Source organism: Streptomyces sp. NPDC058086 (genome assembly GCF_042885015.1).
Taxonomy (GTDB): Bacteria; Actinomycetota; Actinomycetes; order Streptomycetales; family Streptomycetaceae; genus Streptomyces.
The window spans coordinates 1-23356 of record NZ_JBHVST010000134.1 but is presented as its reverse complement, the minus strand read 5'-3'; the positions used below and the strand labels follow the sequence as shown (position 1 = coordinate 23356).

General features: G+C 68.2%; 23 protein-coding genes and 1 pseudogene. 15 read left to right on the top strand and 9 right to left on the bottom strand.

The annotated features are described in order from the left end of the window. The first annotated feature begins 492 nt into the window (after positions 1-492). From ACFVWD_RS50985 to ACFVWD_RS50975, 3 genes are all read left to right on the top strand, one after another. On the top strand, positions 493-1281 hold the full coding sequence (locus ACFVWD_RS50985; protein WP_384926769.1) for an alpha/beta hydrolase family protein: 789 nt from the start codon (positions 493-495) through the stop codon (positions 1279-1281). A 324-nt stretch (positions 1282-1605) separates the two neighbouring features. Further along, positions 1606-3189, top strand: coding sequence for an FMN-binding glutamate synthase family protein (locus ACFVWD_RS50980; RefSeq protein WP_389605445.1), 1584 nt, complete (start codon positions 1606-1608; stop codon positions 3187-3189). Continuing rightward, the gene (locus tag ACFVWD_RS50975) at positions 3186-3731 is read left to right on the top strand and encodes a hypothetical protein (RefSeq protein WP_389605444.1); all 546 of its coding nucleotides are present in this window, start codon (positions 3186-3188) and stop codon (positions 3729-3731) included. The genes ACFVWD_RS50980 and ACFVWD_RS50975 overlap by 4 nt, the downstream gene beginning before the upstream one ends. 110 nt (positions 3732-3841) lie before the next feature. Here the strand turns inward: ACFVWD_RS50975 and ACFVWD_RS50970 are convergent, their stop codons facing one another. After that, complete coding sequence (locus tag ACFVWD_RS50970; protein ID WP_384926992.1) at positions 3842-4363, bottom strand: MarR family winged helix-turn-helix transcriptional regulator; 522 nt, start codon at positions 4361-4363, stop codon at positions 3842-3844. A 205-nt stretch (positions 4364-4568) separates the two neighbouring features. Here ACFVWD_RS50970 and ACFVWD_RS50965 point away from each other — a divergent pair, with 205 nt between their 5' ends. Then, on the top strand, positions 4569-5624 hold the full coding sequence (locus ACFVWD_RS50965; protein ID WP_389605442.1) for an ABC transporter permease: 1056 nt from the start codon (positions 4569-4571) through the stop codon (positions 5622-5624). A 267-nt stretch (positions 5625-5891) separates the two neighbouring features. Here ACFVWD_RS50965 and ACFVWD_RS50960 read toward each other — a convergent pair whose 3' ends face one another. Continuing rightward, positions 5892-6761, bottom strand: a complete 870-nt coding sequence (locus ACFVWD_RS50960; RefSeq protein ID WP_389605441.1) for a DNA ligase — start codon at positions 6759-6761, stop codon at positions 5892-5894. Between the two features lie 161 nt (positions 6762-6922). On the opposite strand from ACFVWD_RS50960, the gene ACFVWD_RS50955 reads away from it, so the two are divergent. Both ACFVWD_RS50955 and ACFVWD_RS50950 read left to right on the top strand, forming a co-directional pair. Then, on the top strand, positions 6923-7519 hold the full coding sequence (locus ACFVWD_RS50955; RefSeq protein WP_384927034.1) for a hypothetical protein: 597 nt from the start codon (positions 6923-6925) through the stop codon (positions 7517-7519). A gap of 41 nt (positions 7520-7560) precedes the next feature. Further along, positions 7561-7848: pseudogene (locus ACFVWD_RS50950) on the top strand (transposase family protein); the annotation flags it as partial. Positions 7849-8016: 168 nt separating this feature from the next. Here ACFVWD_RS50950 and ACFVWD_RS50945 read toward each other — a convergent pair. Further along, a complete protein-coding gene (locus tag ACFVWD_RS50945) occupies positions 8017-8856 on the bottom strand; it encodes an SDR family oxidoreductase (RefSeq protein WP_389605440.1) in 840 nt (279 codons plus the stop codon). Positions 8857-8948: 92 nt separating this feature from the next. Between ACFVWD_RS50945 and ACFVWD_RS50940 the strand changes: the two genes are divergently transcribed. Together ACFVWD_RS50940 and ACFVWD_RS50935 are read left to right on the top strand one after the other, a co-directional pair. Then, positions 8949-9323: a winged helix-turn-helix transcriptional regulator gene (locus ACFVWD_RS50940; protein ID WP_389605438.1), complete on the top strand. Its 375-nt coding sequence runs from the start codon at positions 8949-8951 to the stop codon at positions 9321-9323. Then, positions 9324-10217, top strand: coding sequence for a Ku protein (locus ACFVWD_RS50935; RefSeq protein WP_389605448.1), 894 nt, complete (start codon positions 9324-9326; stop codon positions 10215-10217). A gap of 54 nt (positions 10218-10271) precedes the next feature. Here ACFVWD_RS50935 and ACFVWD_RS50930 read toward each other — a convergent pair whose 3' ends face one another. Next, the gene (locus tag ACFVWD_RS50930) at positions 10272-10610 is read right to left on the bottom strand and encodes a DUF6233 domain-containing protein (RefSeq protein ID WP_389605436.1); all 339 of its coding nucleotides are present in this window, start codon (positions 10608-10610) and stop codon (positions 10272-10274) included. A 130-nt stretch (positions 10611-10740) separates the two neighbouring features. Between ACFVWD_RS50930 and ACFVWD_RS50925 the strand changes: the two genes are divergently transcribed. The 5 genes from ACFVWD_RS50925 to ACFVWD_RS50905 all read left to right on the top strand — a co-directional run bounded on the left by ACFVWD_RS50925 (position 10741) and on the right by ACFVWD_RS50905 (position 16216). After that, positions 10741-11709 (top strand): hypothetical protein, encoded by a 969-nt coding sequence (locus tag ACFVWD_RS50925; protein WP_389605446.1) that lies wholly within the window; start codon positions 10741-10743, stop codon positions 11707-11709. Between the two features lie 103 nt (positions 11710-11812). Next, on the top strand, positions 11813-12424 hold the full coding sequence (locus tag ACFVWD_RS50920; protein WP_389605435.1) for a hypothetical protein: 612 nt from the start codon (positions 11813-11815) through the stop codon (positions 12422-12424). A 98-nt stretch (positions 12425-12522) separates the two neighbouring features. Then, complete coding sequence (locus ACFVWD_RS50915; protein WP_389605433.1) at positions 12523-14271, top strand: PQQ-binding-like beta-propeller repeat protein; 1749 nt, start codon at positions 12523-12525, stop codon at positions 14269-14271. 349 nt (positions 14272-14620) lie between these two features. Beyond that, entirely contained in the window at positions 14621-14923 is a 303-nt protein-coding gene (locus ACFVWD_RS50910) for a hypothetical protein (RefSeq protein WP_389605431.1), read from the top strand. 525 nt (positions 14924-15448) lie between these two features. Further along, positions 15449-16216: an alpha/beta hydrolase gene (locus ACFVWD_RS50905; protein ID WP_389605429.1), complete on the top strand. Its 768-nt coding sequence runs from the start codon at positions 15449-15451 to the stop codon at positions 16214-16216. 318 nt (positions 16217-16534) lie between these two features. Here the strand turns inward: ACFVWD_RS50905 and ACFVWD_RS50900 are convergent, their stop codons facing one another. Beyond that, positions 16535-17074, bottom strand: a complete 540-nt coding sequence (locus ACFVWD_RS50900) for an AAA family ATPase (protein ID WP_389605427.1) — start codon at positions 17072-17074, stop codon at positions 16535-16537. 83 nt (positions 17075-17157) lie between these two features. Here ACFVWD_RS50900 and ACFVWD_RS50895 point away from each other — a divergent pair, with 83 nt between their 5' ends. Both ACFVWD_RS50895 and ACFVWD_RS50890 read left to right on the top strand, forming a co-directional pair. Further along, a complete protein-coding gene (locus tag ACFVWD_RS50895; protein WP_389605425.1) occupies positions 17158-17526 on the top strand; it encodes a hypothetical protein in 369 nt (122 codons plus the stop codon). Positions 17527-18067: 541 nt separating this feature from the next. Further along, positions 18068-18334, top strand: coding sequence for a hypothetical protein (locus ACFVWD_RS50890; RefSeq protein ID WP_389605423.1), 267 nt, complete (start codon positions 18068-18070; stop codon positions 18332-18334). 124 nt (positions 18335-18458) lie between these two features. Here the strand turns inward: ACFVWD_RS50890 and ACFVWD_RS50885 are convergent, their stop codons facing one another. From ACFVWD_RS50885 to ACFVWD_RS50870, 4 genes are all read right to left on the bottom strand, one after another. Next, the gene (locus ACFVWD_RS50885; RefSeq protein WP_389605421.1) at positions 18459-19781 is read right to left on the bottom strand and encodes a UDP-glucose dehydrogenase family protein; all 1323 of its coding nucleotides are present in this window, start codon (positions 19779-19781) and stop codon (positions 18459-18461) included. A gap of 85 nt (positions 19782-19866) precedes the next feature. Then, positions 19867-21111 (bottom strand): hypothetical protein, encoded by a 1245-nt coding sequence (locus ACFVWD_RS50880; protein WP_389605419.1) that lies wholly within the window; start codon positions 21109-21111, stop codon positions 19867-19869. A gap of 64 nt (positions 21112-21175) precedes the next feature. Next, a complete protein-coding gene (locus ACFVWD_RS50875) occupies positions 21176-22480 on the bottom strand; it encodes an aminotransferase class III-fold pyridoxal phosphate-dependent enzyme (RefSeq protein WP_389605417.1) in 1305 nt (434 codons plus the stop codon). Between the two features lie 86 nt (positions 22481-22566). After that, positions 22567-23199 (bottom strand): class I SAM-dependent methyltransferase, encoded by a 633-nt coding sequence (locus ACFVWD_RS50870; RefSeq protein ID WP_389605416.1) that lies wholly within the window; start codon positions 23197-23199, stop codon positions 22567-22569. Positions 23200-23356: the final 157 nt, after the last annotated feature.

Sequence of the window (23356 nt, the reverse complement as noted above, 5' to 3'; positions counted from 1 at the left end):
GGGGGGGTTTTTGTTATAAGTCGCTTTACGCCCACGCTGGCTGTACTGTGTCTTGGGGGGGGTGGTGTGGCTGGTGGGCCCGCGCTCCGGGGCCCGCGGACCCTGCAGCCGCACCAAGACGAACGTAGAGGGAGCGTATGTCCGTGAAGCATTCTGGGGCATATACGTTCGACGGCCGAATCTATCTGGTGGATACCGAAGACTACGCCCTCGTGCTTGACGCCCGGGGTGAAGTGATCGGCGAGGGGTGCGATTTTTCCAGGTACATACGTGAATACCTGGGGAGAGACGACCTCGAATAAGGCCGTGTCCTACGTGGTGAGGCGGACGACCCGCTTTTGACTTGCTCCCCCTGCTGAAGCAGGGAGATTCGAGCCTTCCTCACCGGGTGCTGTGCCGATTCGTCGCCAGCCCGTCGTGGCATGCGGGGGCCCATTGCAGAGGAAGAATGATGCACGAAACTATGTTGAGGTCAGGACGTGGAGTACCGGGATGGCCAGGCACAGTAGAAAAGTCGAATTCATCGGCTCGCAGGGCATCCCTCTCGTGGCGCGTCTTGACCTGCCGGAGGGGACACCTTGGGCGTACGCCGTATTCGCCCCCTGCTTCACGTGTGGCAAGGACTGGTTGGCGGCCGCTCGGATCTCCCGGGAGTTGGCCGAACGCGGAATCGCGGTCTTCAGTTTGGATTTCACCGGCCTCGGTGAGTCCGGCGGTGACTTCGCCGACAGTACGTTCAGCTCCGATGTGGACGATCTCGTGCACGCCGCCGACTACCTGCGCGGACACTTCGCGGCACCGTCGATCCTCATCGGGCATTCGCTGGGCGGTGCGGCCGTGCTGGCCTCCGCGCACCGGATACCCGAGGTCACGGCGGTGGCCACGATCGGTGCCCCTGTGGACCCGGAACACGTCGTGCACACCTTCGGTGGCAGGCGGGAGGAGATCGAGCGGCACGGAGAAGCCGAGGTGAATCTGGGGGGTCGCGTGTTCCGCATCCGTCGGGAGTTCCTCGATGACATCGCCGCGCAGCCTCAGGCGGAGCGCATTCACCGGCTGCGTCACGCGCTCCTGGTGCTGCACTCGCCGACGGACGAGACGGTGGGTGTGGAGAATGCTCAGCAGATCCTCGACGCGGCACGACATCCCAAGTCCTTCATTGCGATCGACGGCGCCGACCATCTGCTCACCGATCGTGCCGACGCCCGCTATGTCGCGATCATGCTCGCTGCGTGGGCCGACCGTTACGCCCGCGGTTCGGTCGAAGCCGGCCCCACGTGAGGCTGTCGACAGCAGGCAGCGAGGCGGTCCGGGGGCGGGCGGCCTCACCAGCGCTCGGGCCGCCGACCGCCGGGGAGCCCGAGATCGTCAACTGCCCGGCCTCGGGTCAAGGCCCGAGCATCTGCCGGTGGCAGCAGCCGTCCAGCCTTCCGCCCCCTCTTGGCGGTCGGCCCGGCACCGGCAGCGTGGCCCGGACTTCGGCCCATTCTGTCCCTCACGAAATCCGCACACGCCGATCTGATAGAGATTCCGTCCGCGAAATGTGCTGGATGTCGCATCAATGGGGAATTGTCGTGTATCCCGGGAAGGGTGTAAGTTCCACGCATGATCAGAATTGCAGTGATCGGATTCATCGGGGCCGTCGCAATCGCCTTTGGCGCCACGGCGTTGGCCGTCTCGCCTTGGTGGTGGCCGGTCGCCGTGTTGTGCGCGGCGATAGCCGGAGTCGGCACTCATGATCTGCTTCAAAGGCGCCATTCAGTCCTGCGAAACTATCCGGTACTGGGGCATATCCGCTTCATGCTGGAGTCGATCCGACCAGAGTTGCAGCAGTATTTCATTGAGCGCAATTACGACGGCCGTCCGTTCGACCGGGATGTGCGCAGTCTCGTCTACCAGCGCGCCAAGGGAGACGAAGCGGAGATTCCGTTTGGAACCGAGCGGAACGTCTACGCCCAGGGCCACGAATACTTCGAATCGTCGATCAGGCCATTCCCGGTGGGGGTGGAGGAGCCCCGGGTCCGCATCGGCGGCCCGGAATGCACCAAGCCCTACGACATGTCCTTGCTCAACGTCTCGGCGATGAGCTTCGGTTCGCTGTCCGCCAACGCCGTCCTGGCCCTGAACCGGGGGGCCGCCCTCGGAGGCTTCGCCCACGACACCGGCGAGGGCGGCCTGTCGGAGTACCATCTGCGCCACGGCGGTGACCTGGTGTGGGAGATCGGCACCGCATACTTCGGCTGCCGGACCGCGGACGGAGGTTTCGACCGCGCGCGGTTCGCCGAAAAGGCCGCTCACGACAACGTGAAATGCGTGTCACTCAAGCTGTCCCAGGGAGCCAAGCCCGGCATCGGAGGAGTGCTGCCCGGAGAGAAGGTCACCGCCGAGATCGCCCGGGTACGCGAGGTTCCCGAGGGGCAGACCGTCATCTCGCCCCCCTACCACCAGGTCTTCAGCACGCCCCGGGAGCTGATCCGGTTTATCGCCGAAATGCGCGAGCTGTCCGGGGGCAAGCCGGTCGGCTTCAAGCTGTGTGTGGGCTCGCGGCGCGAGTTCCTGGCGGTGTGCAAGGCCATGATCGAAGAGGGCACCGCGCCGGACTTCATCATCGTGGACGGAGCGGAGGGCGGCACCGGAGCGGCCCCGCTGGAGTTCGCCGACCACCTCGGCAGTCCACTCACCGAGGGACTCATCACCGTCCACAACGCCCTGGTCGGCGCCGGCCTGCGGGACCGGATCAAGATCGGTGCCAGCGGCAAGGTGGCCACGGGAGCCGACATCGTCAAGCGCATGGTGCAAGGCGCCGACTTCACCAATTCGGCACGCGCCATGATGTTCGCCATCGGATGCATCCAGGCGCAGAGCTGCCACACCAACGCCTGCCCCGTCGGCGTCGCCACACAGGACCCGCGCCGCGCACGCGCATTGAACGTCGACGACAAGTCGGCCCGGGTCCACCGCTTCCAGTCCGCCACGGTGAAAAGCGCACAGCAGATCATCGCCTCGCTGGGCGTGAGTGAACCCGCCGAACTGCGCCCGCACATGCTGCACCGGCGTGTGGACCCGGTCACCGTCCAGTCCTACGCGGAGCTCTACGATTGGCTGGCTCCCGGGCAGTTGCTGATCGAGCCGCCCGAGTCCTGGGCAGCGAACTGGAAGGACGCCGATCCCGACCGCTTCAACGCATGACAAGTCTCGCGGCGAGCGTGCACGGCGCGTTCGCGACGTCGGGACCCTCGAACCTGCACGCGGCCGCGTACTTCCAGGACCTGACAGCTCTCTACGGCTTCCTCTCCCGCGACCTGGTCGGCCTGGGCATCACCCAGCCCGAGCTGCGAGCCGAGCTCGTACAGCACGTGGCGAGCCACCGCGTGCGCGACCAACTGGGCCGATTCGGGGGGACGCGCCTGACGACGGGCGCGTCGCTCGTGGGCGCCATCAAGAGCGAGGAACTCCAGGCCGATGAGATCAGGCGCCTCAGCCATGCGCAACTCTTCTATGTGTCACCGGATATGACCGACCTGACGATGGCAGCCGCAGGCTCCCTGCCGTTCTTTGCGCTCAACCGCGAAGACTTGCCTGCTGAACAGGGACTGATGGTCTTCGCCAAGCCGGTCGTGACGTACCCCAACGAGGAGGGCCGCCCGGAGGCGCAGATTCGTGCCTGCTGCTGGATGGTCGCAGAACACGACGCGATCTGGCTGAGCTTCTACAGCGACTGGCACTCGTGACCGCACCGCACATCGGCGAGCTGACGCCATAGCGGTTACGCGCCCTGAAGAGCCGTCGCCACACTGACGGGCCGGGCCCCCGAAGGGGACCGGCCCGTCACGTCACTGCATCAGGAACTGGTACAGCAGCACGAGTGGTGGTCCTCCGAGGACGACTCCTCAAATCGGCCCCCAGCTCCCCGGGGTGCGCTGTCGCCGTCCATGGATGCCGGATTCAGTGACGCCAACAGTTTCACCAGCAGCGAGTGCACCTGCTCCTGTTCCAGCGGCGTCAGCACTTCCAGAGCTTCGGCGTGGGTGGCGTCCACCACGCTGCTGGCCTCCGCCGAGAGCCGCAGGCCCGCCTCGGTGGCGTGCAGTCGGTGCGTGCGTCTGTCGCCGGGGGCGGTCCGGCGCTCCAGAAGTCCCCGCTCGACCAGCCCGTTGACCGCGGTTCCCATGGACTGAGGGGTGATCGCCGTCCTGCGCGCCGCGGTCGCGCTGGAGACACCCGGATCGAGGATGGCCTGAGTCAGGGCGCTGTTCTGGGCGAGGGTCAGTTGGAACGGGCGCAGTGTGCGCTCGACCCGGGACGCCATGATCTGGCCGATCTGCCAGGCCACATGGCCCGTGCGCTGGACGGAATGTGTCACGTGGCGTCCCTTTGTAAGTTAGCTGATTATGATGTACAACATACTATCAGTTGACTTCTATTCTAGGAATCTGTTTGCGATGGCACTGCGCTCCTCGACCTCAAAGTCTCACAAGCATGCTCTGGACGTGGCCCATCCGCTTCCCCGCCCTGGAACTGCACGCGCCGTCCTGGGCCCCGTAGCGGTCGTCCTGCTGATAGGGACCGTGTTCGTTAGCGTCTATCTCGCCGCCTTCCACGCGCCGCGCCCTCATGAGCTGCGCGTGGGCACGACGGAGGTCGGCACACATCAGGCGCAACTGCGCCAGGGCCTCGCGCGCGCCGTACCGGGCGGCTTCACACTCGAGACCTACCCCGACGAATCCACCGCCCGACGGGCCGTCCAGGACAGGTCCGTGTACGCGGCCTACCTCGGCAAGGGGAACCTGCTCTACGCCAGCGCCAACGGAGCCGGCGTTACCGCCACCGTGACCACCGCTTTCGGCGCCGTGGCCCGTGCGGAACACCAGCACCTCTCCGTCGAGGACGTTGCCCCGTCGGCGGCGGAGGACACCCGAGGACTCTCGGCCTTCTACGCGGCCTTCGGCCTGGTACTGGCCGGATACCTCTTCGGCATGACGACCTACCAGCTCGCACCCCGGCTCACGTTCCGTTGGCGTATGGCCAGCCTGGCCTTGTTCGGAGTGATCGGCGGCATCATGGTCGCGGTCATCGGCGGGAGCGTGGGGTTCGGTGCGCTGCCCGGCGCCTCCCTGCCCCTCGCCCTCGTCGTCGCGCTGATGGGCGCCGCGGTCGGCGGCACGACGATGGTGCTCCTGCGGCTGTTCGGCTCGGCGGGCGTCAGTCTTGCTTCGATACTCCTGCTGATCCTCGGCAATGCCAGCAGCGGCGGGGTCCTGCCGGCGGCGTACCTTCCGTCCTGGCTGCACCCGCTGTCCGAGGTCCTGCCCGTCGGGGTGGGCGTCCGCGCGATGCAGGGGCTGTCCGGGTTCCAGAACGACGGTTTGACCCGCGCCCTGGTGATCCTCCCGCTGTGGGTGCTCGGCGCCGTCGCCGTGCTCTACCTGAAGGACGTGTTCCGACGCGAGGCTCCGAGTGCCGCGCAGAACACGGCCGAGCCTCAGTACGCGGTAGCCCTTCCGGTTGAGGAGGTCGGGGCCGACGCCGAGCCAGCGCGGCAGGCCGGGCCTGGCGGTCTGTCCGGTCTCGGCGGCGGCGGTTTCGATGAAGCGGCGCAGCAGCGCGCGGCGTGGTTCGGGTGAGCGCGCTCCGGCCCCGACGTCGGCGAGGATCGGACGCAGACGGTGCGCATCAGGGGGTGGTTGCTTCCTTGCGGGCTTCACGCGCGGCCCGCTCCTTCGCCGCGTGCGCGGCCGTCGCCGCAGCCAGGGTCCGCCAGCGCCCACTCGCTGCCATCGACCCGCCTTCGCCGCGGCCGAGTGCCGTCAAAACTCATCAACATCGCTGGTCCGGACGACCGCCGACCCCCCTACGCCGGACACCGCTCGTTTCAGAAGCCTGTGGTGGGGTCAGCGCAGGCGGACCACGGTGACCACCGCATGCCGGGTGGTGCCTGCCACGACCTCCACGACGATCTCCCCGCTCAAGGGTGTGTAGGCGTCGCCGCCCTGCGTGTACGCGCGCCCGGGCTGGGGGACCAGATGCGAGGCGATCCGGGTGGCGAGTGCCGTGGTCAGGCGTTGGGACAGCGCGACGCGTCCGTCGGGGAGCCGTACGGCAAGTGCCCTCGGCTGGCGCGCGGTGCCGGTGAACCCGGCCACGGCCGCGTCGATCGTGTCCGCGTGGCGGATCTTCAACCACGCCCCGGCGCGGCCGGCCCGGTAGGGGGAGGTGGTGCGTTTGGCGACGATGCCTTCGACGCCCTGGTCGTGGAGGGTGTTGTACCAGGTGAGTGCGGTGTCGCGGTCGGTGGTGGCAGAGACGGCCTGGATCGGGGTGCTCGCGGGCAGGCCTGCCAGGAGGCTGAGGAGGGCTGCGCGGCGCTCGCTGTACGGGCGCGGCCGGATGTCGCCGGACGGCAGTTGCAGGGCGTCGAAGGCGATGTAGTGGGCGGGGCGCTGGGTGGCCAGTTGGTGGGCGCGGGTGGGGGAGGAGGCGGCTCGGGCTTGTGCGGCCTCGAAGCTGATGCGTCCGTCCTCGGTGGTGATGACGGCTTCGCCGTCGAGGACGGTCCCGGCCGGGAGGTGGTGGCCGGCGAGGGCGAGGTCTCCCCATGCGGCGGTGACGTCGCGTCCGGAGCGGGCCTGTAGCCGGATCCCGTCGCTGGTGCGCCACATGATCATTCTGTGGCCGTCCAGTTTCATCTCGTAGCTCCAGTCCGTGCCGGTGGGCAGTTCAGGTACGGACTGGGCGAGGGCGACGAAGACGGGCCAGTCCACCCGTCCAGCCTGCGGCGATGTCGGCGGTGATGCGCGTCGGTGTTGTCGGGGCGCGGGCCGCTCTGGGAGCTCCTAAGGGCTGATCCCGCAATGGTCCGGAAGCCAGCGGCGCTGCCCGAAAAGTTGCGTTGTCGTGCGCGCGACGTGTGTACGGTGCCGGAGTGATCGACACTGAGGGTGCTCGGCTGGGCGCGGAGGCCTCGCGGCGGCTGGCGGAGGCGGACTGCTGCGAGATAGCTCCGGGGCTCAGCGAAGAGGAGTTCAGCCGGATCGAAGCGACCTACGAGTTTGAGTTCTCCTCGGAGCATCGCGCCTTCCTGACTGCGGGGCTGCCTGTTGCCTCGCCTCCCGAGGAAGGCGCGACGTGGGAGCAGCCTTGGCCCGACTGGCGCCATGCCGATCCGGATGACCTGCGCTATCGCCTTGAGTGGCCTGTGCGGGAAGTACTGAGCGATGTCGGCCATGGCCGCTGGCATCCAGCTCTGGGAGCACGTCCAGCTGGCAACGAAGAGGCCGTGGAGGTGGCCCGGGCGGTGCTTGCGCGGGCGCCGCGACTCGTTCCCGTCTACGCGCATCGCTACCTGCCCGCCGGTCGTGGCACTTGGGGACATCCTGTCCTGTCGATGTGGGGAACCGACATCATCTGCTACGGCCACGATCTGGCCGATTACATTGACCACGAATTCGGCGAGGTCGACGAGGAAGCGCCGTGGGCCCCACGGGCCTCCGTGCCGTTCTGGAGAGACTTCCTGGGCTGAGATCGCGTCAGGACCAACGCCAGTTGTAGATGATCTCTGTCGTGCCTGGCGTGATCACGGCCTCGGAGCCGTCCTGGATATTCCCGTTCACCGGCGTGGTCCCGCGCGAGTTCAACCGGGTGGTGCGTGCGCTGCGACGCGAGGGCGCCGGCACTGCCCGGCGAGGGCGGCCGTGGGGACTCCCACTGGAAGACCGGGTGCTGCTGGTGGCCGCGTACTGGCGTACCAACCTGGCACTTCGCCAGCTCGCCCCTCTGTTCGGCCTCTCTAAGTCCGCCGCCGGCCGCATCATCAACCACGTCGGACCATTGCTCGCACTCCGCCCCCGCTCCCTCGCCCGCTTCTGCCAACGGATCTCCGGCGCCGGACACCAGTAGGACTCCGTCAGGTCGCTCCGGCTCTTGAGTTCTGGCTGGTGGCGGGAGGTGGCGCTACGGGGGCGCCCCGTGCGGCCGTAGTCGCACGAAGCTGCCCGGGCGCTTCAGCTACGTTGTGCCTCAGCGAAAAGCGGCGATGCTACGGGCGACCCAGTCGTTGAAGGGGCTCGGGGCGCGGTCGAGGACTCGTTCCACGTCCGAACTGATCCGTAGTTCGGCGGGGTTCGGGGCGGCGATGATGTCCAGAGTGTCGTCGGCGAGCTCCGGCGGCACGAACTGGGTCATTGCGGCCTTGGCCTCCTCGCGGGTGAGTTCGTGGAACCGCACCGGCGAGCCGAGCGCGGCGGCGACGGCTTCCGTCTGCTGACGCGGCGTGATCACCTCGGGCCCGGTCAGCTCGAAGACTCCGCCGGTGTGCCGGTCGTCCAGCAGACAGGCCGCCGCGACCTCGGCGATGTCCGCCGGGTCGACGATCGGAACCCCGACGTCGCCGAAGGGTGCGGCAACCATCCCTTGCGTGCGGACGGACTCCGCCCAGGCCAAGGCGTTGGAGGCGAAGCCGCCCGGTCGCAGGACGGCCCAGTCCAGGCCGGACTCTCTCAACGCGTCCTCCACCGCGCGCATCGCGATCCGCGACGGGCCGAGCGGCCTGGTGGCCACGCCCTGCGAAGACAGCAGGACGACCCGGCGGACCCCGCTGGCCGCGGCCAGGTCGATGATGTCGGTCGGCCTGGCTTCGGGGGCGTGCAGGTCGCCGGACAGCAGGAGGAACAGCGCCTTCGCCCCGTCCAAAGCGGGAGTGAGACCCTGCGGCTCGGCCAAGTTAGCCGGCACGTGCCGGACCCCGTCCGGCACCGCCGCCGCGTGCCGCGACACCGCTGTCACCTGCTCGCCCGCCTCGGCCAAGGTCTGCGTCAAAGGCCGGCCCACATTCCCGGTAGCCCCGGTCACCACGATCATGTTCAGCTCCTAGTCCGTTGTGCACTGCGGCAATTGACGCTAGGAGTCGGGCTTACTTTCCGTAAGAACATACCCAGAGGTAAGCTCCGGACATGGGGGAAGGCGCGCAGCTGACGCAGGCCGAGGCGGGCAATCGGTATGAGGTGTTTCACACCGACTGCCCTGCGCGCGACGTGGTCGACCACGTGACCAGCAGGTGGGGTATCTGGGTGCTGATCTCCTTGCGGAGCAACGACCTTCGGTTTTACGAGCTGCGTGACAGCATCCAGGGCATCAGCGAGAAGATGCTCGCTCAGACACTGCGCGCACTGGTCCAGGACGGCCTGGTCTGGCGGGAGGTCGAGCCGACGACGCCGCCCCAAGTCACCTACGGGCTGACCGAGTTCGGTCAGGACGTCGGCGAGCCGCTGACGGACTTGTTCGACCGGATCACACAGCGGCTGCCACCATCCAAGAGCCAGATCTAGATAACCATTCCGGTGAAGCTGATGAGTGCCACCGAGGACCGTTCGGTCCGTTTCCATCAGGTCCATAGGGAGGACCTGGGCCGGGTGCGGGTGCGCAAGTTCTGCGAGGCGGAGGACCGCGAGGTATCCGCGGGCGAGATCGGCAAGGGGTTCGCGGTCTCCAGGGACACGCTGGTTGAGGTCGCGGACGAAGAGCTGGAGCAGATGCCGCTGCCGACCGCGAAGGCGATCGAGATCGTCGCGTTCGTGCCGGCCGCGTCGATCGACCCGGTGCGGCTGAGCGGCGACAGCTACTTCCTGCAGTACGACGGCCCCGTCGCGGCGAAGCCTTACGTCCTGATCGCCCGGGCGCTGGCCCGCAATACGAAGGTGGCTGTCGCGAAGCTGGCGTGGCACGGGCGTGAGCGCCGGGTGCTGCTGCTGCGGGTGCGGGACGGGGCGCTGGTCGCGCACGTGCTCAAGTGGGACGACGAGGTGCGCGACCCCGCCGAGCTCGCGCCGAAGGACGTCACGGTCACGGTCTCCGAGATCGACGAGGCGCTGCAGCTGGTCGACTCGATGACGACGGACGACATCTCCGGCTACCGGGACGAGTACCGGAAGGCCCTGGAAGCAGTGCTCGAGGCGAAGGCCGAGGGCCGACAGCCGCCCAAGCCGAGCATCGAGGCCGAGGAGCCGGGTGGCAAGGTCGTCGACTTGATGGCCGCCCTGCAGGAGAGCGTTCGCAAGGCGCAGGCCGCGCGCGGCGAGGACGCGGGTGATGCCGAGGTCCACGAGATACCGACGGCCAAGAAGGAGACGGCCGGGAAGGCGGCGGGGAAGGCGCCTGCCAAGAAGACCGCGAAGAAGTCCGCGGCGGCGAAGAAGCCGGCCCGGCGGCAGCGAGGTGCCTAGGCCGAAGTCCGGCGCAGAACGGGGGAGTGGAGACGCGGCGTCGGCTGTGGCGGGTCAGTCGAGGATGCGGAGCTGGGCGTCGGGCTTGCAGTGCGTGCAGGCGCGCACGCCCGAGGTGAGGAGCCGGCGTGCTTCGTCGCGCGGGACGGGGCGTCGTCGTTTGCCCGCGGCGTAGCAGCCGCCCACATGGACCTCGATGGGCGGGCGTCCGTTGCCGATGCCGAGTTCGACGATCCAGTCCGGCTCCTGTGGCCGGTTCTTCCGGCCTCGTTCCTGTTCGGCTTCCCGCTTCTGGAGGTCGGCGATCTTGGTGTCAATGCGCTGCAGCCACGTGGCGTGCCACACCCGCAGGGTGAGCAGTCGCGCCAGGTCAGGCGGCAGGTCATCGAACATATTTCCGATTCTAGATCCGCGGGCGATAAGGTTCGCCGTCTCGCGTGTTCGAATTCTAGTTCGATAACGTGGGGTGGAGGAGGTGGGTGCTGTGGAGGCAGGGACGGAGGCACGGCGGGTGGCGAGTGTGATGCATGTGCGCTGCCCGGACCGGCTGGCGGAGGACGTCTACCGGCAGGTGCTCGAGCAGTTGGCGGAGCTGTCCCCGGTGGTCCAGGCGCTGCCCCCGTCGGCGGCTCTGGTGGAGCTGAAGGGCTCGTTGCGCTACCACTGCGTGGATGCGCGGCGGCTGGGGGAGGTGCTGCGGGTGCGGACCATTTCCCGGCTGGGTGTCGACGTGCGGGTCGGGATCGGCCCGTCCATCACGGTCGCGGCCACCGCCTCCGGCCAGATCACCGAGTCGGGCGGCATCCCCGCCGTCGGCCCCGGCCAGGTCACGGACTGGCTCGGACCGCTGCCGGTCGAAGCCCTCCACGGCATCGGCCCCCGCCAGGCCCAGGTCCTGCGCGACTACGGCGTGCACTGCGTCGGCCTGCTCGCCGCGATCCCACCCGCCACGGTGCAGCGCCTCCTGGGCGGCCGGACCGGACGCCAGGCGGCCGACCGGGCCCGCGGCATCGACCCCCGCCCCGTCACCCCGCGCGCCCTGCCCGCCTCCGCGAGCGTGAGCCGCACCTTCCCCCAACACACCCTGGACGGCGCCGCCGTCCGCGCGGCCCTGCTCGACCTGGTCGTCACCCTCGCCCACCAGCTCCGCGGTAGGGGCCAGGCGGCCCGCGGCCTGACCCTGACCCTGCGCTTCGCCGGAGGCACCACGTGGGAGAAGACCCGCCGGCTCCCGGAGGCCTCCGCCCACGACGACGACCTCCGCACACTGGCCTACCGGCTGATCGACGCGGCAGGACTCCAGCGCGGCCGCCTCACCGGAATCACGCTGAAAGGCGACGACCTGATCGCCGCCGACCAGGTCGCCGAACAGATCAGCTTCGACGGTGCGCGCGAGGCCCGGCTGGTCGCCGAAGAGGTCAGCGACCGCATCCGCGCCAAGTTCGGGCCCGGCGCGATCCGCCCCGCCACCACACTCCTGCGCGTCTCCTGACCTGCCCGACCCCGCCGTGGAGGCGAGACCAGTGCTGCTCCAACCGCCAGGACTTCCCGGCCTGTTGCCCCGCACCTTGCCGCACTGGCCCTACGCCACCGCGGTGGACCAAGCGCTGGTCGACCGCGGTGTCCCGCCGGGCACCGTCCGCCTCAACAATCGTGCTCGGGAACGGCACTGCTTCCTCCTCGTGCGGGTAGTACGGTCGTGGGGTCACGAGTGCGAGGGGGAGCAGATGTTGACGGAGGCGTTGGCGGCACTGGCCGCTGCAGGTGGTTCTGCCGTCGTGCAGGCTGCCGGAACCGATGTGTGGTCCGGCTTCCGGCAACGGACGGCACGCTTATTGAGCCGGGGGGACGATCAGGGCGAGCACGCAGAACTGGAGCGGCTTGACCAGACCGCCATTGCGTTGGAAGCAGCCAACTCGGATGAGGCGGAGGGGGTGCGGATCCGTCAGGCGGACTTCTGGCAAGGTCGCTTCAGAGCCCTGCTGGATACTTCGGACGGCCAGGAGCGCGATCAGGTCGCCGCCCAGATGCGGGCACTGCTGGAGCAGCTGAGCAGCACCAGTGGCCAGGTATCAGCTGGGCCCGAAGGCATGGCAGTGGGCGGGAGCGTGGACATCCATGCAGAAGGTGGTTCGATCGCCGCCGGAGTGATCCAGGGAGGCGCACACATCGGCCCCCCTTCCTCGCCGGCTCCGGACCAGGGCTGAACGGACCGGCACCGGCAAGCTCGCCCACCCCCGCACCCCTGACTGGCCCCGGCACGTCCTTCCCGAACGCTGTGTCCATCCAGGCCACGGGTCGCGGCATGGCGGTGGGCCATGCTGACCACATCGTTTACCACGCGGGGCCACCCATTGAGCTGGCCGCATTACACGCGCAGCAGGAGGAGACCTACCAGGCGCTCACTCGTTCGCTGGAGCAGCAGGCCGAGCTGGAACGCACCGCCCACAACTCGGCCAAGCTCGTTCTCATTCTCACGGGCATGGTCTACCGGCTCGACCGGCTGAATCGGACGGCGACTGAGGAACGCGACCAACTCCGGGCCCGGCATGCGAATCCCGCGGAGCTGAAGAGAGCCGAGTTCCAGTTCGCCCGTGCCATGGAGCAGGAGAAGCGGGCCAAGGCCGAACTACGGAGGGCGCAGGACAAGCAGCGTCAGGCAGAGGAGCTCGCCACCCGAGTCGCGGAACAGCTCCGCATGCTCACCAGCGAACTCGACCGCCTACGGACGAGCGCCGGCGCCGGCGAGGGACCGGCAACTCCACCTCGTACGGTCCCCGCCCCGCACGTCGCCAGCAGTCTGCTGGAGCAAGCCGTCGGTGACGACATCGACCAGGCTCTCGCGCGAGCCGAAGCGGTCAACGACGCCGACGACCAGATCCTCCAGCTTATTACCCGCGAACTCGCCGGCACGGTTGAGGGGGTTGTCGAGGAAACTCCTGGACGACCCCCTCAACGCTCCTGGACCTCCCCTATGCGAATGCGATTCCCCCGGGCGAAGTGGGGCCGCATTGTCGCAGTGGTCCTCAGCATCCTGATAACCAGCACCAGCTCGAGCGCGCAGGCGATCAAGGGAGTCAACTGGCAGTACTTCACTGGCAGTGCCATATTCTCCCGTCCGGCAGTGGCGGACGGCACGGTGTACATCAACAGTGGAGACGGCAACGTGTACGCGATCGACGCCAACGGCGGCTGGCTCAAGTGGAGAACGACCATCTCGGGTATCTTGGGCTCCGGAGAATCTAGTCCCGCAGTTGCCGACGGCTCCGTGTATGTCGGCAGCAAAGACGGCAGGCTATACGCGCTTGACACCTCGAACGGTGCGGTCCGCTGGCAGCCCAGTATCTCCAGCAGCCCCATCGAGTCTAGCCCGACAGTGGCGGACGGCACGGTGTACATCGGCACCCGTGAGGGCAAGGTGTACGCCATTGACGCCACCACCCACCTGGTGCGCTGGAGCCGCAGCACCGGCGACGTCGTCACATCCAGCCCCGCAGTGGCCAACGGCGTGGTGTACGTCGGCAGCTGGGACGGGAAGGTGTACGCGTTCAACGCCGACACGGGGAAGCCCCGCTGGCAATACCTCACCGGTGGCCGAGTCGAGTCCAGTCCGGCTGTAGCCGGTGGCACTGTGTACATCGGCAGTGATGACGCCAAGGTGTATGCGATCAACGCCGACACGGGGGAGTTTCTCTGGCGCAGCTACGACACTGGCAGCCGCGCCATCGAGTCCAGCCCGGCAGTGGCGGACGGCGCCGTGTACGTCGGCAGTGATGACGGCAAGGTGTACGCCATCAGCACCAGCACCCACAGGGTGCTCTGGAGCCACCCCACCGGCGACATCGTCAAGTCCAGCCCCGCAGTGGCCAACGGCGTGGTGTACGTCGGAAGCAATGACGGCAAGGTATACGCGCTCTACGCCAATACTGGAGACGTGTGTTGGAGCCGCACCATCGGTGGCTGGGTCTACTCCAGCCCTGTGGTCGCCGACGGCACCGTGTACGTCGGCAGCCGGGATGCTGAAACGGTGTATGCGTTCAGGGCTCGCGGATAGCCATGCCAACGACCGAACAGCCCACCTCGCTCGTCAGCCCGCCCCGGTTCGGGGGAGCAGGCGTCCGGACCGGCCGGCCGCGGAGATCGCCCTGAAGGAAGCCGCAACGGAGGAACTCGGCCTTGGCACCTCCGGCGGCAGGGCACCCCCGCCTGCGCGGGGAGGACTGGCGAACATGCCGTCACCGACCCTGCAGGGTCGGCTCACCCTCGCCTGCGCGGGGAGGACGATCCCTCACGACTCTGCGTCACCACCGAATCCGAGACAGGGCCGTTGATTAGACACTCCCGCCGTGAACACCCTGCAGAGCAGGTGAGTTGCCGATTTCGTGGTGCGTACGCGGCTGATTATGATCTTCGTCGTGACTGTGCAGAACTCTGACAAGACGCTTTCCCGTAAACAGAGACTTCAGGAGAAGCAGCGCCGCCAGTTGTCGGTGGTCGACACCGTGGACAAGGCTGAGGTCAAGGTCCGCAAGGCAGAGACGGAGCTGGCCGTGGCTGTTGCCGAGGCGGTGCAAGTGTTCGGCGACGAGCGGTCCGCGTCCGAGGGGCTCGATATGCCGGTTGAAGCGATCCGGCGCTTCCTTGGTATGGCGAAGGACGAAGTGGCCGGTGCCGGCAACGTCGCCGAGGGCGCTGGCACACCCTGAGCTCAGCGTTCAGTCAGTTCGCCGGAGCATGGTGCCGACCTTGTGATGGGCAGGCAGGGCTGTACACCTTCACCCCGGTCCGGGCAGTGCCAACATCGATGAACCAGCATCTCGCAGCAGGGAGATTTTCGCCCTGGAGTACATCGCCATGCTGCGAGCCGCAGGTTCGCCGGGTCGGGGGTCGTGGCGGTTGCACTGCCGCCGAGCGGTGCGGTGAAGTACTACTTCTACTGGTGGCGCGACGATGGAAAGCGACCAGGTCATCCACTACCTGCTGCGCTGGCAGGTCCGTGGGAAGAAAGGCCGATTAGGGCCTGTCTGGATTTGTAGCGACCCGGCGGGGAAAAGGGTTGAGGGGTGATCATCGGGCTGGTAGCTTTCAGTCGACCGTGACACCGCCCGAGGAGGTGAGACCCATGAACGCTGTATCAACGTGGGTGCTCCCCCTTCCCATCACGGCCGGCGATTGACGTAGTTGTCGCCGGGAGCGCCTCGACAACAAGGCACTCCCGAAAGGCAACACCTATGCACTCTCTGCAGTTCACCGCCGAGTCGTCGGCGAACGGCATGGTCGAACGCGACTTCATCGTGGGCGGCGTCCCCGGCGTTCTCTGGTCGTCGGCCTCCGATGCGGCCGATCGCGCGCCCCTGGTCCTGATGGCCCACGGCGGCGGCAACCACAAGAAGCATCCGGCGATGTCCGGCCGCGCCCGTCTCCTCGTGACCGGCTGTGGCTTGCACGTCGCCGTCATCGACGCGCCCGGACACGGTGACCGGCCGCGCACGGCGCACGACGAGGCGGAGATCGCCGAGCTGTTCCGGGCGCGGGCGGCGGGCGAGCCGGAAGGCCCGATCGTCGTGCGCTACAACGACCACCTGGCGGAGCTCGCCGTGCCCGAGTATCAGGCGACCCTGGATGCCCTCCAGGAACTGCCGGAGATCGGCACCGACGGGCCGGTCGGCTTCTGGGGCATCAACATGGGCACCGCGATCGGCATACCGTTCGTGGCGATCGAACCCAGGATCACCGCCGCGGTCTTCGGCCAGCACTGGCCCGATGTCCTGGCCGAGAAGGCGAAGCAGATCACCATCCCGATCGAGTTCGACCTGCAGTGGGACGACGAGCACATCTCGCGCGAGGGGGGTCTCGCGCTGTTCGACGCCTTCGCCTCGAAGGAGAAGTCGTTGCACGTGAACTCGGGTAAGCACAAGGAGCTGCCCAGGTTCGAGGCCGACAGCGCGGTCCGGTTCTTCGCCCGGCACTTCGGCCGGCCGGCCACCTCGCCGGCCTGACGTGCGCGGTTGCGGCGTCCGGCTTGCCGGCCGGGCGCCGCAACCGCGGCCCCGGGGTGAGGCTGCGCATCCAGACCAGACAGGCCCTTGCCGACCCCAGCCTGGTGGTACTCGACACCCAGAGCCTGCACGCGGCCGCCGGGACGACGGCACGGGACGAACTGGCCGCGGCTGGCATGACTACGGTGACTTGCCTTGCCCACCAATGTCAGGTTCCAAGCGGATAACGCGGAGCGGTAGCCACATTCGCTCGCGGCGCGTAGCCGCGACCTCCGGGACTGCCCTGAGCGACCACACGGCACGCAGACGTGATCCGAGTTATCGGGTGGACCTTGGCAGCCCCTGAACTGCGTCGATCACGCTGTCCACCACCTCGATCACCGGCTTGGACGCATCGATGATCGTCGCGCCACGGCTTTCGTAGATCGCTCGCATCCGAGGATTCCACTTCAGGGCCGCTGCGAGCTCTTCGGGATGCTGACCGAATGTGTTCGTAGTGCGGGTCGCGAGCCGGTGGCGGAGGGTGTCCTCGTCGACCACGAGGCACACGATGAGGTCGAAAAGATCGCGGACGTCTGCCTCGTTCTCCGCCGACCCACACAAGAACGCGATTCGGAAACGAGACTCCTCGACGAGGGTCTCAACGCGCTCACGGACTATCGACCACCCGTATCGGTCGAGCCAGCCCCCTGGAACCGGATACGGAGGATCCACCACAACCTCGCCCTTAGCCCGGTCGACCCAGCGACTGAAGCCGTCCTCGTCGGCGTCGAGCGCAACGTAGCCACGCGCTCGCAACACCCCGCAGACCGTGGACTTACCAGCACCTGAATTGCCCGTCACCCACACCAATGTCACGCCGCCAGCGTAGACATGACGGGTCTGCTGCAGGTTTGGTCCGCGTGGTGCAGGCCCCGGTTCCGGCGCAGAGGCGGAGCCCCGTGCTCGAGGCCGCGGAGGAAGACAGCAAAGAGCTGGCGTACGCGGGCTCCGCCGAGCCGCGTTCGGCGGGGCGGGCCCCAGGTGCGGACGCCGCCATGGCTCACGGTGTTGATGAGGTGGGGGAGGAGGACGCTGGGCGCTTCGCCAGCGCGTACCAGGCCTGGCTCGCCGAATTCGAGTCCGTGCCGTCTCAGTTTGCCCTCTGGCTCCAGAACGAGTACGGCATTTCCATCGGGGCCGGCCGACCGCTCTCCGACACGCAGTTGGCACCCCTTCTGCAGGTCCTCAAGCAGCGCTACGCGACTCCTGCGGCCGACGCCGAGTCCGGGCCCGACGATGCGATGGACGCCGACGACGCAGTGCCGTAGGGCGGCTACTTCTACAACGCTTGGCTCGGATACGCGCAGCAGTACGGCGCACACCCCGATGCCGATGCCGATGCCGATGCCGATGCCCTTGCCCAGTACGTGTACCAGCGCGACGGCATCACCGCGGCTGACGGGCAGCCGGTTACCGGCGCCGACTTGCAGGAGTTCGTCGCGGAGTTCCAGGAACGCGATCACGGCACCACCAGCGCACCTGCCCCGGAGCAGGACGTCGACGACCAGGCGGCCACCGACGCTCTTGACCGTCCGGCGGCTGAGTCCGTGCCGGCGCCGCAGACCGTGCAGGAGCCTGCTGGTGCCGTCGCGTACGCCGCAAAGGAGCAGCGCGGCCCACGGGTCGATGCCCCGTCGACGACCCGACGTTGCCCCGCCGGGATCCATCCGACGGGGGCGGCCTCACTCTTGTCGACCGCTACTACCTCGCGTGGGTGGAGTACCAGACCCAGCACGGTGACGACCTGGCCACGACGAACTGTCTGCCTACCTCGTCGAAGGGGGCATGCTCGGCCGCGGAGGGAAGCCGGTGAGTCCTTCCACTCTGCGCCGCTATCCGCTCGGGTTCCGCATCTACAGCGTGTGGGCCCAGCACCGAGTGCGCAACGACGTGCCCTCGGCAGAGGCCGTTGCGCAGGGCTGCGCAGCCCGTGGGATCACCGCCCAGTACAACACGCCGCTCACTCCCACTTATGTTGCCGGGGAGGCCGGAGACTTCGAGCGGCGCTGGCACGCCCTGACTCGCCACCACGCTGGCGCCCAGCAGTGGAAATACGCGCGGGTGGGGCACCCTTGACGGGTGCCCCACCCGCTTCGGCGCATGCCGGAGGAGTGCTATCCGACGATCACCGGCTGCCCGGTGTGGCAGGTGAGAAGTCGTACAGGGCGAAGGTGGCCCACCCAACCGGTGTCCGGAGCCGCTACTTTCCGGGACGTCCGAGCTGGTGGACGGTCCAGCCGGCCGCGCGCCAGGACTCTGCGCTGAGAGTGGTGCGGCAGTCCACGAGCAGGGGCGTCCCGGGCCGGTCCACGAGGGTGTGAGGGTCGACCTGCTGGTACTCGGGCCACTCTGTGGCCAGCACGACGACGTCGGCACCGTCGAGCGAGGCGGGCAGGTCGTCGGAGTAGTCGAGCTCGGGGTTACGGATCACGGCAGTGGCGACGGCCTGCGGGTCGTGGACCGTGACAACGCCTCCGGCCTCCTGGAGGACGTGGGCCAGAGCGAGAGCCGGAGACTCGCGGACGTCGTTGGTGCCGGGCTTGAACGCGGCACCCCACACGGTCACCCGAGCGCCCTGCACAGGCCGGTCGCCCAAGGCACGGGTGATGAGGTCCATGGCAACGCCGGTGCGGGCTTCGTTGATGCGCTCGGCGGCGCGCAGGAGGGTGGCTGCCGCGGCGGCGCCCAGTTGCCCGGCGGAGGCGGTGAACGCGCGGATGTCCTTGGGGAGGCAGCCGCCTCCGTAGCCGATGCCGGGCCTCATGCCGCCGGAACCGATGCGGGGGTCGATGCCGAGGATGTCCACGATCTGGGAGATGTCGGCGTCGGCGGCATCGCACATGTCGGCGACGGCGTTGATGTACGAAATCTTCAAGCCGAGGAAGGTGTTCGCGGCGCCCTTGGCGAGTTCGGCAGTCTGCGGGTCGGTGACGAAGAGGGGGACACCGGCGTCCAGGATCGGGGCGTAGACGTCGCGGATCGCCTTCTCCGCCGACGCGGTGGTGAGCCCGGCGATGAGGCGGTCCGGACGGAGGGTGTCTTCGACCGCGTGCCCCTCGCGGAGGAACTCCGGGTTCCACACGACGTCGACGTCTTCGCCAGCCGGAGCGAGGCTCTGGGCGAGGGCGGTGACCCGGCGGGTGGTACCGACGGTGACCGTGCTCTTGCCGACGATCGTGCACGGGCGGTCGAGATGGGGGGCGAGTTGACGGATGGCGCCGTAGACCTGTCCGGTGTCGTAGGAGCGGCCGTCGGCGTCGATGGGGGTGCCGACGCCAATGAAGTGCAGTTCGGCGAAGTCGGCGGCCTCGCGGAGGTCGGTAGTGAACCGCAGGCGCCCGCTCTCGGTGTGGCGGGCGAGCAGCTCGGGGAGCCCGATCTCGAAGATGGGGCACTCGCCCGCGTTGAGCCGGTCGACCTTGGCCTGGTCGACATCCACGCCGATGACCTCGTGGCCCAGTTCGGCCATTGCCGCCGCGTGCGGGATGCCGAGGTGGCCACAGCCAATTACTGAAATGCGCATCCGTGACTCTCACTCTTGGGAGGGGGCCCGCGTGCGGGGCCGGTGGACAAGCTCAGAGGCTACTGCCGTTGCCCGGCCCCACAGTTCAGCCGTTGTCGGTGTCGAGGTTCAGCAGCCGTTCCAGGTCACCGATCGCGTCGGCGGCGGTCTTCCGTACGACGACATCGCCGGCCTGCGGCGCCTCCAGCGGGTACGCGAACCAGGACCCGTCCGGGCGCGGGAATCCCTCCGGGTCGACGTGGAACACCTTGAGACCGGCCGCACGGGCCCGCTTGGCCACCCACCGCCGGTCGGCGTGCAGTCCAACTACGACCAGAGCTTTCGCGTCGGGGTGGAAGGTGACCGGTGGAATCCGCTGGTCGTAGCGGCGCATAAACTCCTCCTCGAACCCGGCGCGGGCGCCGAGCGCGTCGAAGTTGTGCGTGATGAACGGCCCCACCACGCAGCCGGCCTCCTCCATGCGCTTGAGCGCGTGCAGGGCCGGGGTGACCTCTGCGGTGAAGCACGCCCGGTACATGTCCGACAGCTCGCTGATCTTCTCCTCCGTGTCGAGGAACATCTCCGCGAGCAGCGGGTCGCCGCCCGGCGCCAAGATGAACGTGAACCCTTTGCGCAGCTGTTCGTCCTCGATCTCGTTGACGTGGTAGATCTCGTGGAGGCGGTGCAGCGGCGGAATCCCGGCCTCGTAGGAGACGCCGCATCCGACCTCGACCTGGAACGGCAGGAAGTCCGTGAGCTGCGCCAGGTCGTCGGCGTAGATCGGCTGCCCCGGGGTGTCCTTGACCCGGACCCCGTGGGTCAGAACCTCCCACGGCCGGCGCCGGATCGCCCTCGGCGGGTACGTGTTGACGGAGGTGAACGTGGTGTCGATGACCTCGTAGCCCTCCGGAAGCCGGCGGCCCGCCCGCAGATCCTCCGGGTGCTCCTCGACACGGATCATCTGGACACGCAGGTCACCCAGTTCGAACCGGCCCGGCCCCGTCTGTTTCCAGCCGCCCTCGGTCAGCATGGCGTGGTTCTGCTCCCATGCCACGTCGATCTCGGCCTGCGGCGCCGCCACCGAGTGGTACAGATACATCTGCTGCATGGCTAGCGACGGTGCCGCGGTGGTGTCCACCAGCCCGTACTGGTGCCAGTAGTGGACGATGCGGCGGCGCGCGTCACTCTCGCCCGTCCAGCCGGAGTTAGATGCGGTCTCCTCCTGCTGGGTGCGCCGCCAGATGCCCTCCTCTTCGAAGCGGGGCCGGTCCGCGTTCACCCCGTAGTAGTCGTGCCACTTGCGGAGCTGCGCCTCATCGAGCTGGTCGATGACTGTGACGGGAAAGCGCATGTCGTGTCCTCGATCTCTCATTCGAAACGGATCCGCCCCTTTGGAGAAGGAGCGGCGAGGTGAGCTAGCTGAGGGCGGCCACCGCGTCGGTGAGCGCGGCGGTCAGGAAACCGATGTCCTCGCCGCTGGAGTTCAGCGGGGGCGCGACGACCAGGCCCTCACTGCGCGGGTCACCAGCTCCGGTGAACGGATAGAAGAAGACGGCTCGCCGCTCGCACTCCTCCACCAAGGGCCAGAGCAGGCCCGGCGTGACCTCCACCCCGTACAGGTAGCCGACGCCGCGTACGTCCCGCACCGGCGCCCAGCCGGCCAGGGACCGCAGAGACGTTCCGAGGCGCTCTCCGCGAGCCGCGAAGGCGCCGAAGTCCATGGACTCCAGCTCGTCCAGGACCCCAAGGCAGGCCGCCGCCTGGAGCGGGTGGGTGGCCATGGTGCCCATCGCGGGAAGCGGGTCCGCGCCCTTGTGCCGCAGCAGCGGCGCGATCTCCGGCGACACCAGCACCGCGCCCACACCTACGTAGCCAGCACCCAAGCCCTTGGACAGGATGACCAGGTCGGGCTTGCACCCGTCCCAGTGATCACTCGCCAGAGGCGTGCCCGTGCGCCACAGCCCGGTCAAGACCTCGTCGTGGATGACCAGGACGTTCCGCTCCTGGCACATCTCCGACACTCGACGCAGGTAACCACCCGGGGGCACGTAGGCGCCGCCCGTGGTGCCGTTGACGGGCTCGATCAGGACCGCGGCGACGTTTTCCGCGCCTCTGCAGTCGATTGCCCGTGCCACCTCGTTGGCGCACGAGGCATCGCACCCGTGCCCTTCGTGGGCGTGGCCGTGCGTCGGCGGGTAGGGCGCCGGGAAGGCGGGGCCGAGACCGAGGGAGTCCTCCGGCCGCGGTCGCCTTGCGTGATTCCCTGCGAGAGCGAGGGTCAACGTGCTGTTGCCGTGGTAACTCAAATCGGACGTCAGGATGTCCCCGCGTCGCTTCCCGTTGCGAATCCGCACGATGTTCCGTGCCAGGCCCACCGCGATCTCCACGCCGAGCGTTCCGCAGGTGGCCAGCGCGACTGAGTCGTCCGGGCGTCCAACGGCCGTGCACAGGCGGTGCATCAGCTCCATCTGGATGCCGGGCTGCACGACGGCCGGCCCACCGAATGTGTAGGTGCGAAACTGCTGCTCGATACGGTTGAGTACCTTGCTGCTGCTCTGGCCCACGTTGACACACAGAAGTCCGCTCGATCCGTCCATGATCCGGCTGCCGTCGGCGCGGTGGAGCCACGGCCCCACCGCGCGCTCGACGTCGAAGTCCGGCAGGGGGCGCGACGACGTCAGCAGCCTGTCGCGGAGTTTGACCTTGGAATCCTGATCCACAGAGAGGTCCTTTCTCAGGTGGCCCGACCCCGCACGTCCTTCTGCAGGGCCGGGCCGTTGATACGAGTCGGCCACCGGGCAGGGGGCTATGTCGCCGGGGCGTCTGCGTAGCCGCTGAGGACCACGCACACGTGGCTGGCGTCCAGCGGGTAGTCCGTTCTCGACCTCCAGCCCGCCCCCAGGTTGCGGATCTGCTCTGGGGTGAGGCCCCTTGCCCATCGGGGAGGAGGCGGGGCGCCTGTTTCGACGAGTGGCACCGTGAGGTGGAGTTGGCCCTTGGGACTCAGCCAGCGGCCGGCATCGACGAGGAACCGTTCCCGGTCCAGATAGGGCAGGGTGTTGCGGCACATGATCAGGTCGAACGTGCCGGGCCTCAGGCTGGCCGGGATGGACCGGGCGACGAAGTCGTGCTGCGCGTACATGAGGTGGGGTCCGGAGCCCTGCCATCGGGCCATGGCCAGAGCAATGGGCGAAACGTCCATGGCCAGGACGCCCAGGCCTGCCGAAGCCAGTCGGCGTGACCAGTGGCCGGTCCCACATCCCGCATCGAGCGCCAGCATTCCCGGGGCCGCGTCCACGTGCTGGTGGAAGAGTTCCATCTCCGCATCGGTGATGGGCACACGCATCCTCGCGTCCCTGGCGTACCAGGCATCCCACTCCGCAGCCGCAGACAGCGGCACCATCCCCGGGGCCGTGGGCGCGGTCAGGAGGTCAGGCATGGAGCAACCCCCTCGCGCGGTCCACGTCCGTGACCTGGCCGTGGTGCGTGTCGATCTCGGCGCGGGCGGCATGGGCGTAGTGCTGCACCACTGAGGGGCTGAAGGCGTGCGTGGCAAGCGAGCCCTCCGTGAATGCGGCCACTGCCTCGTCAAGGGT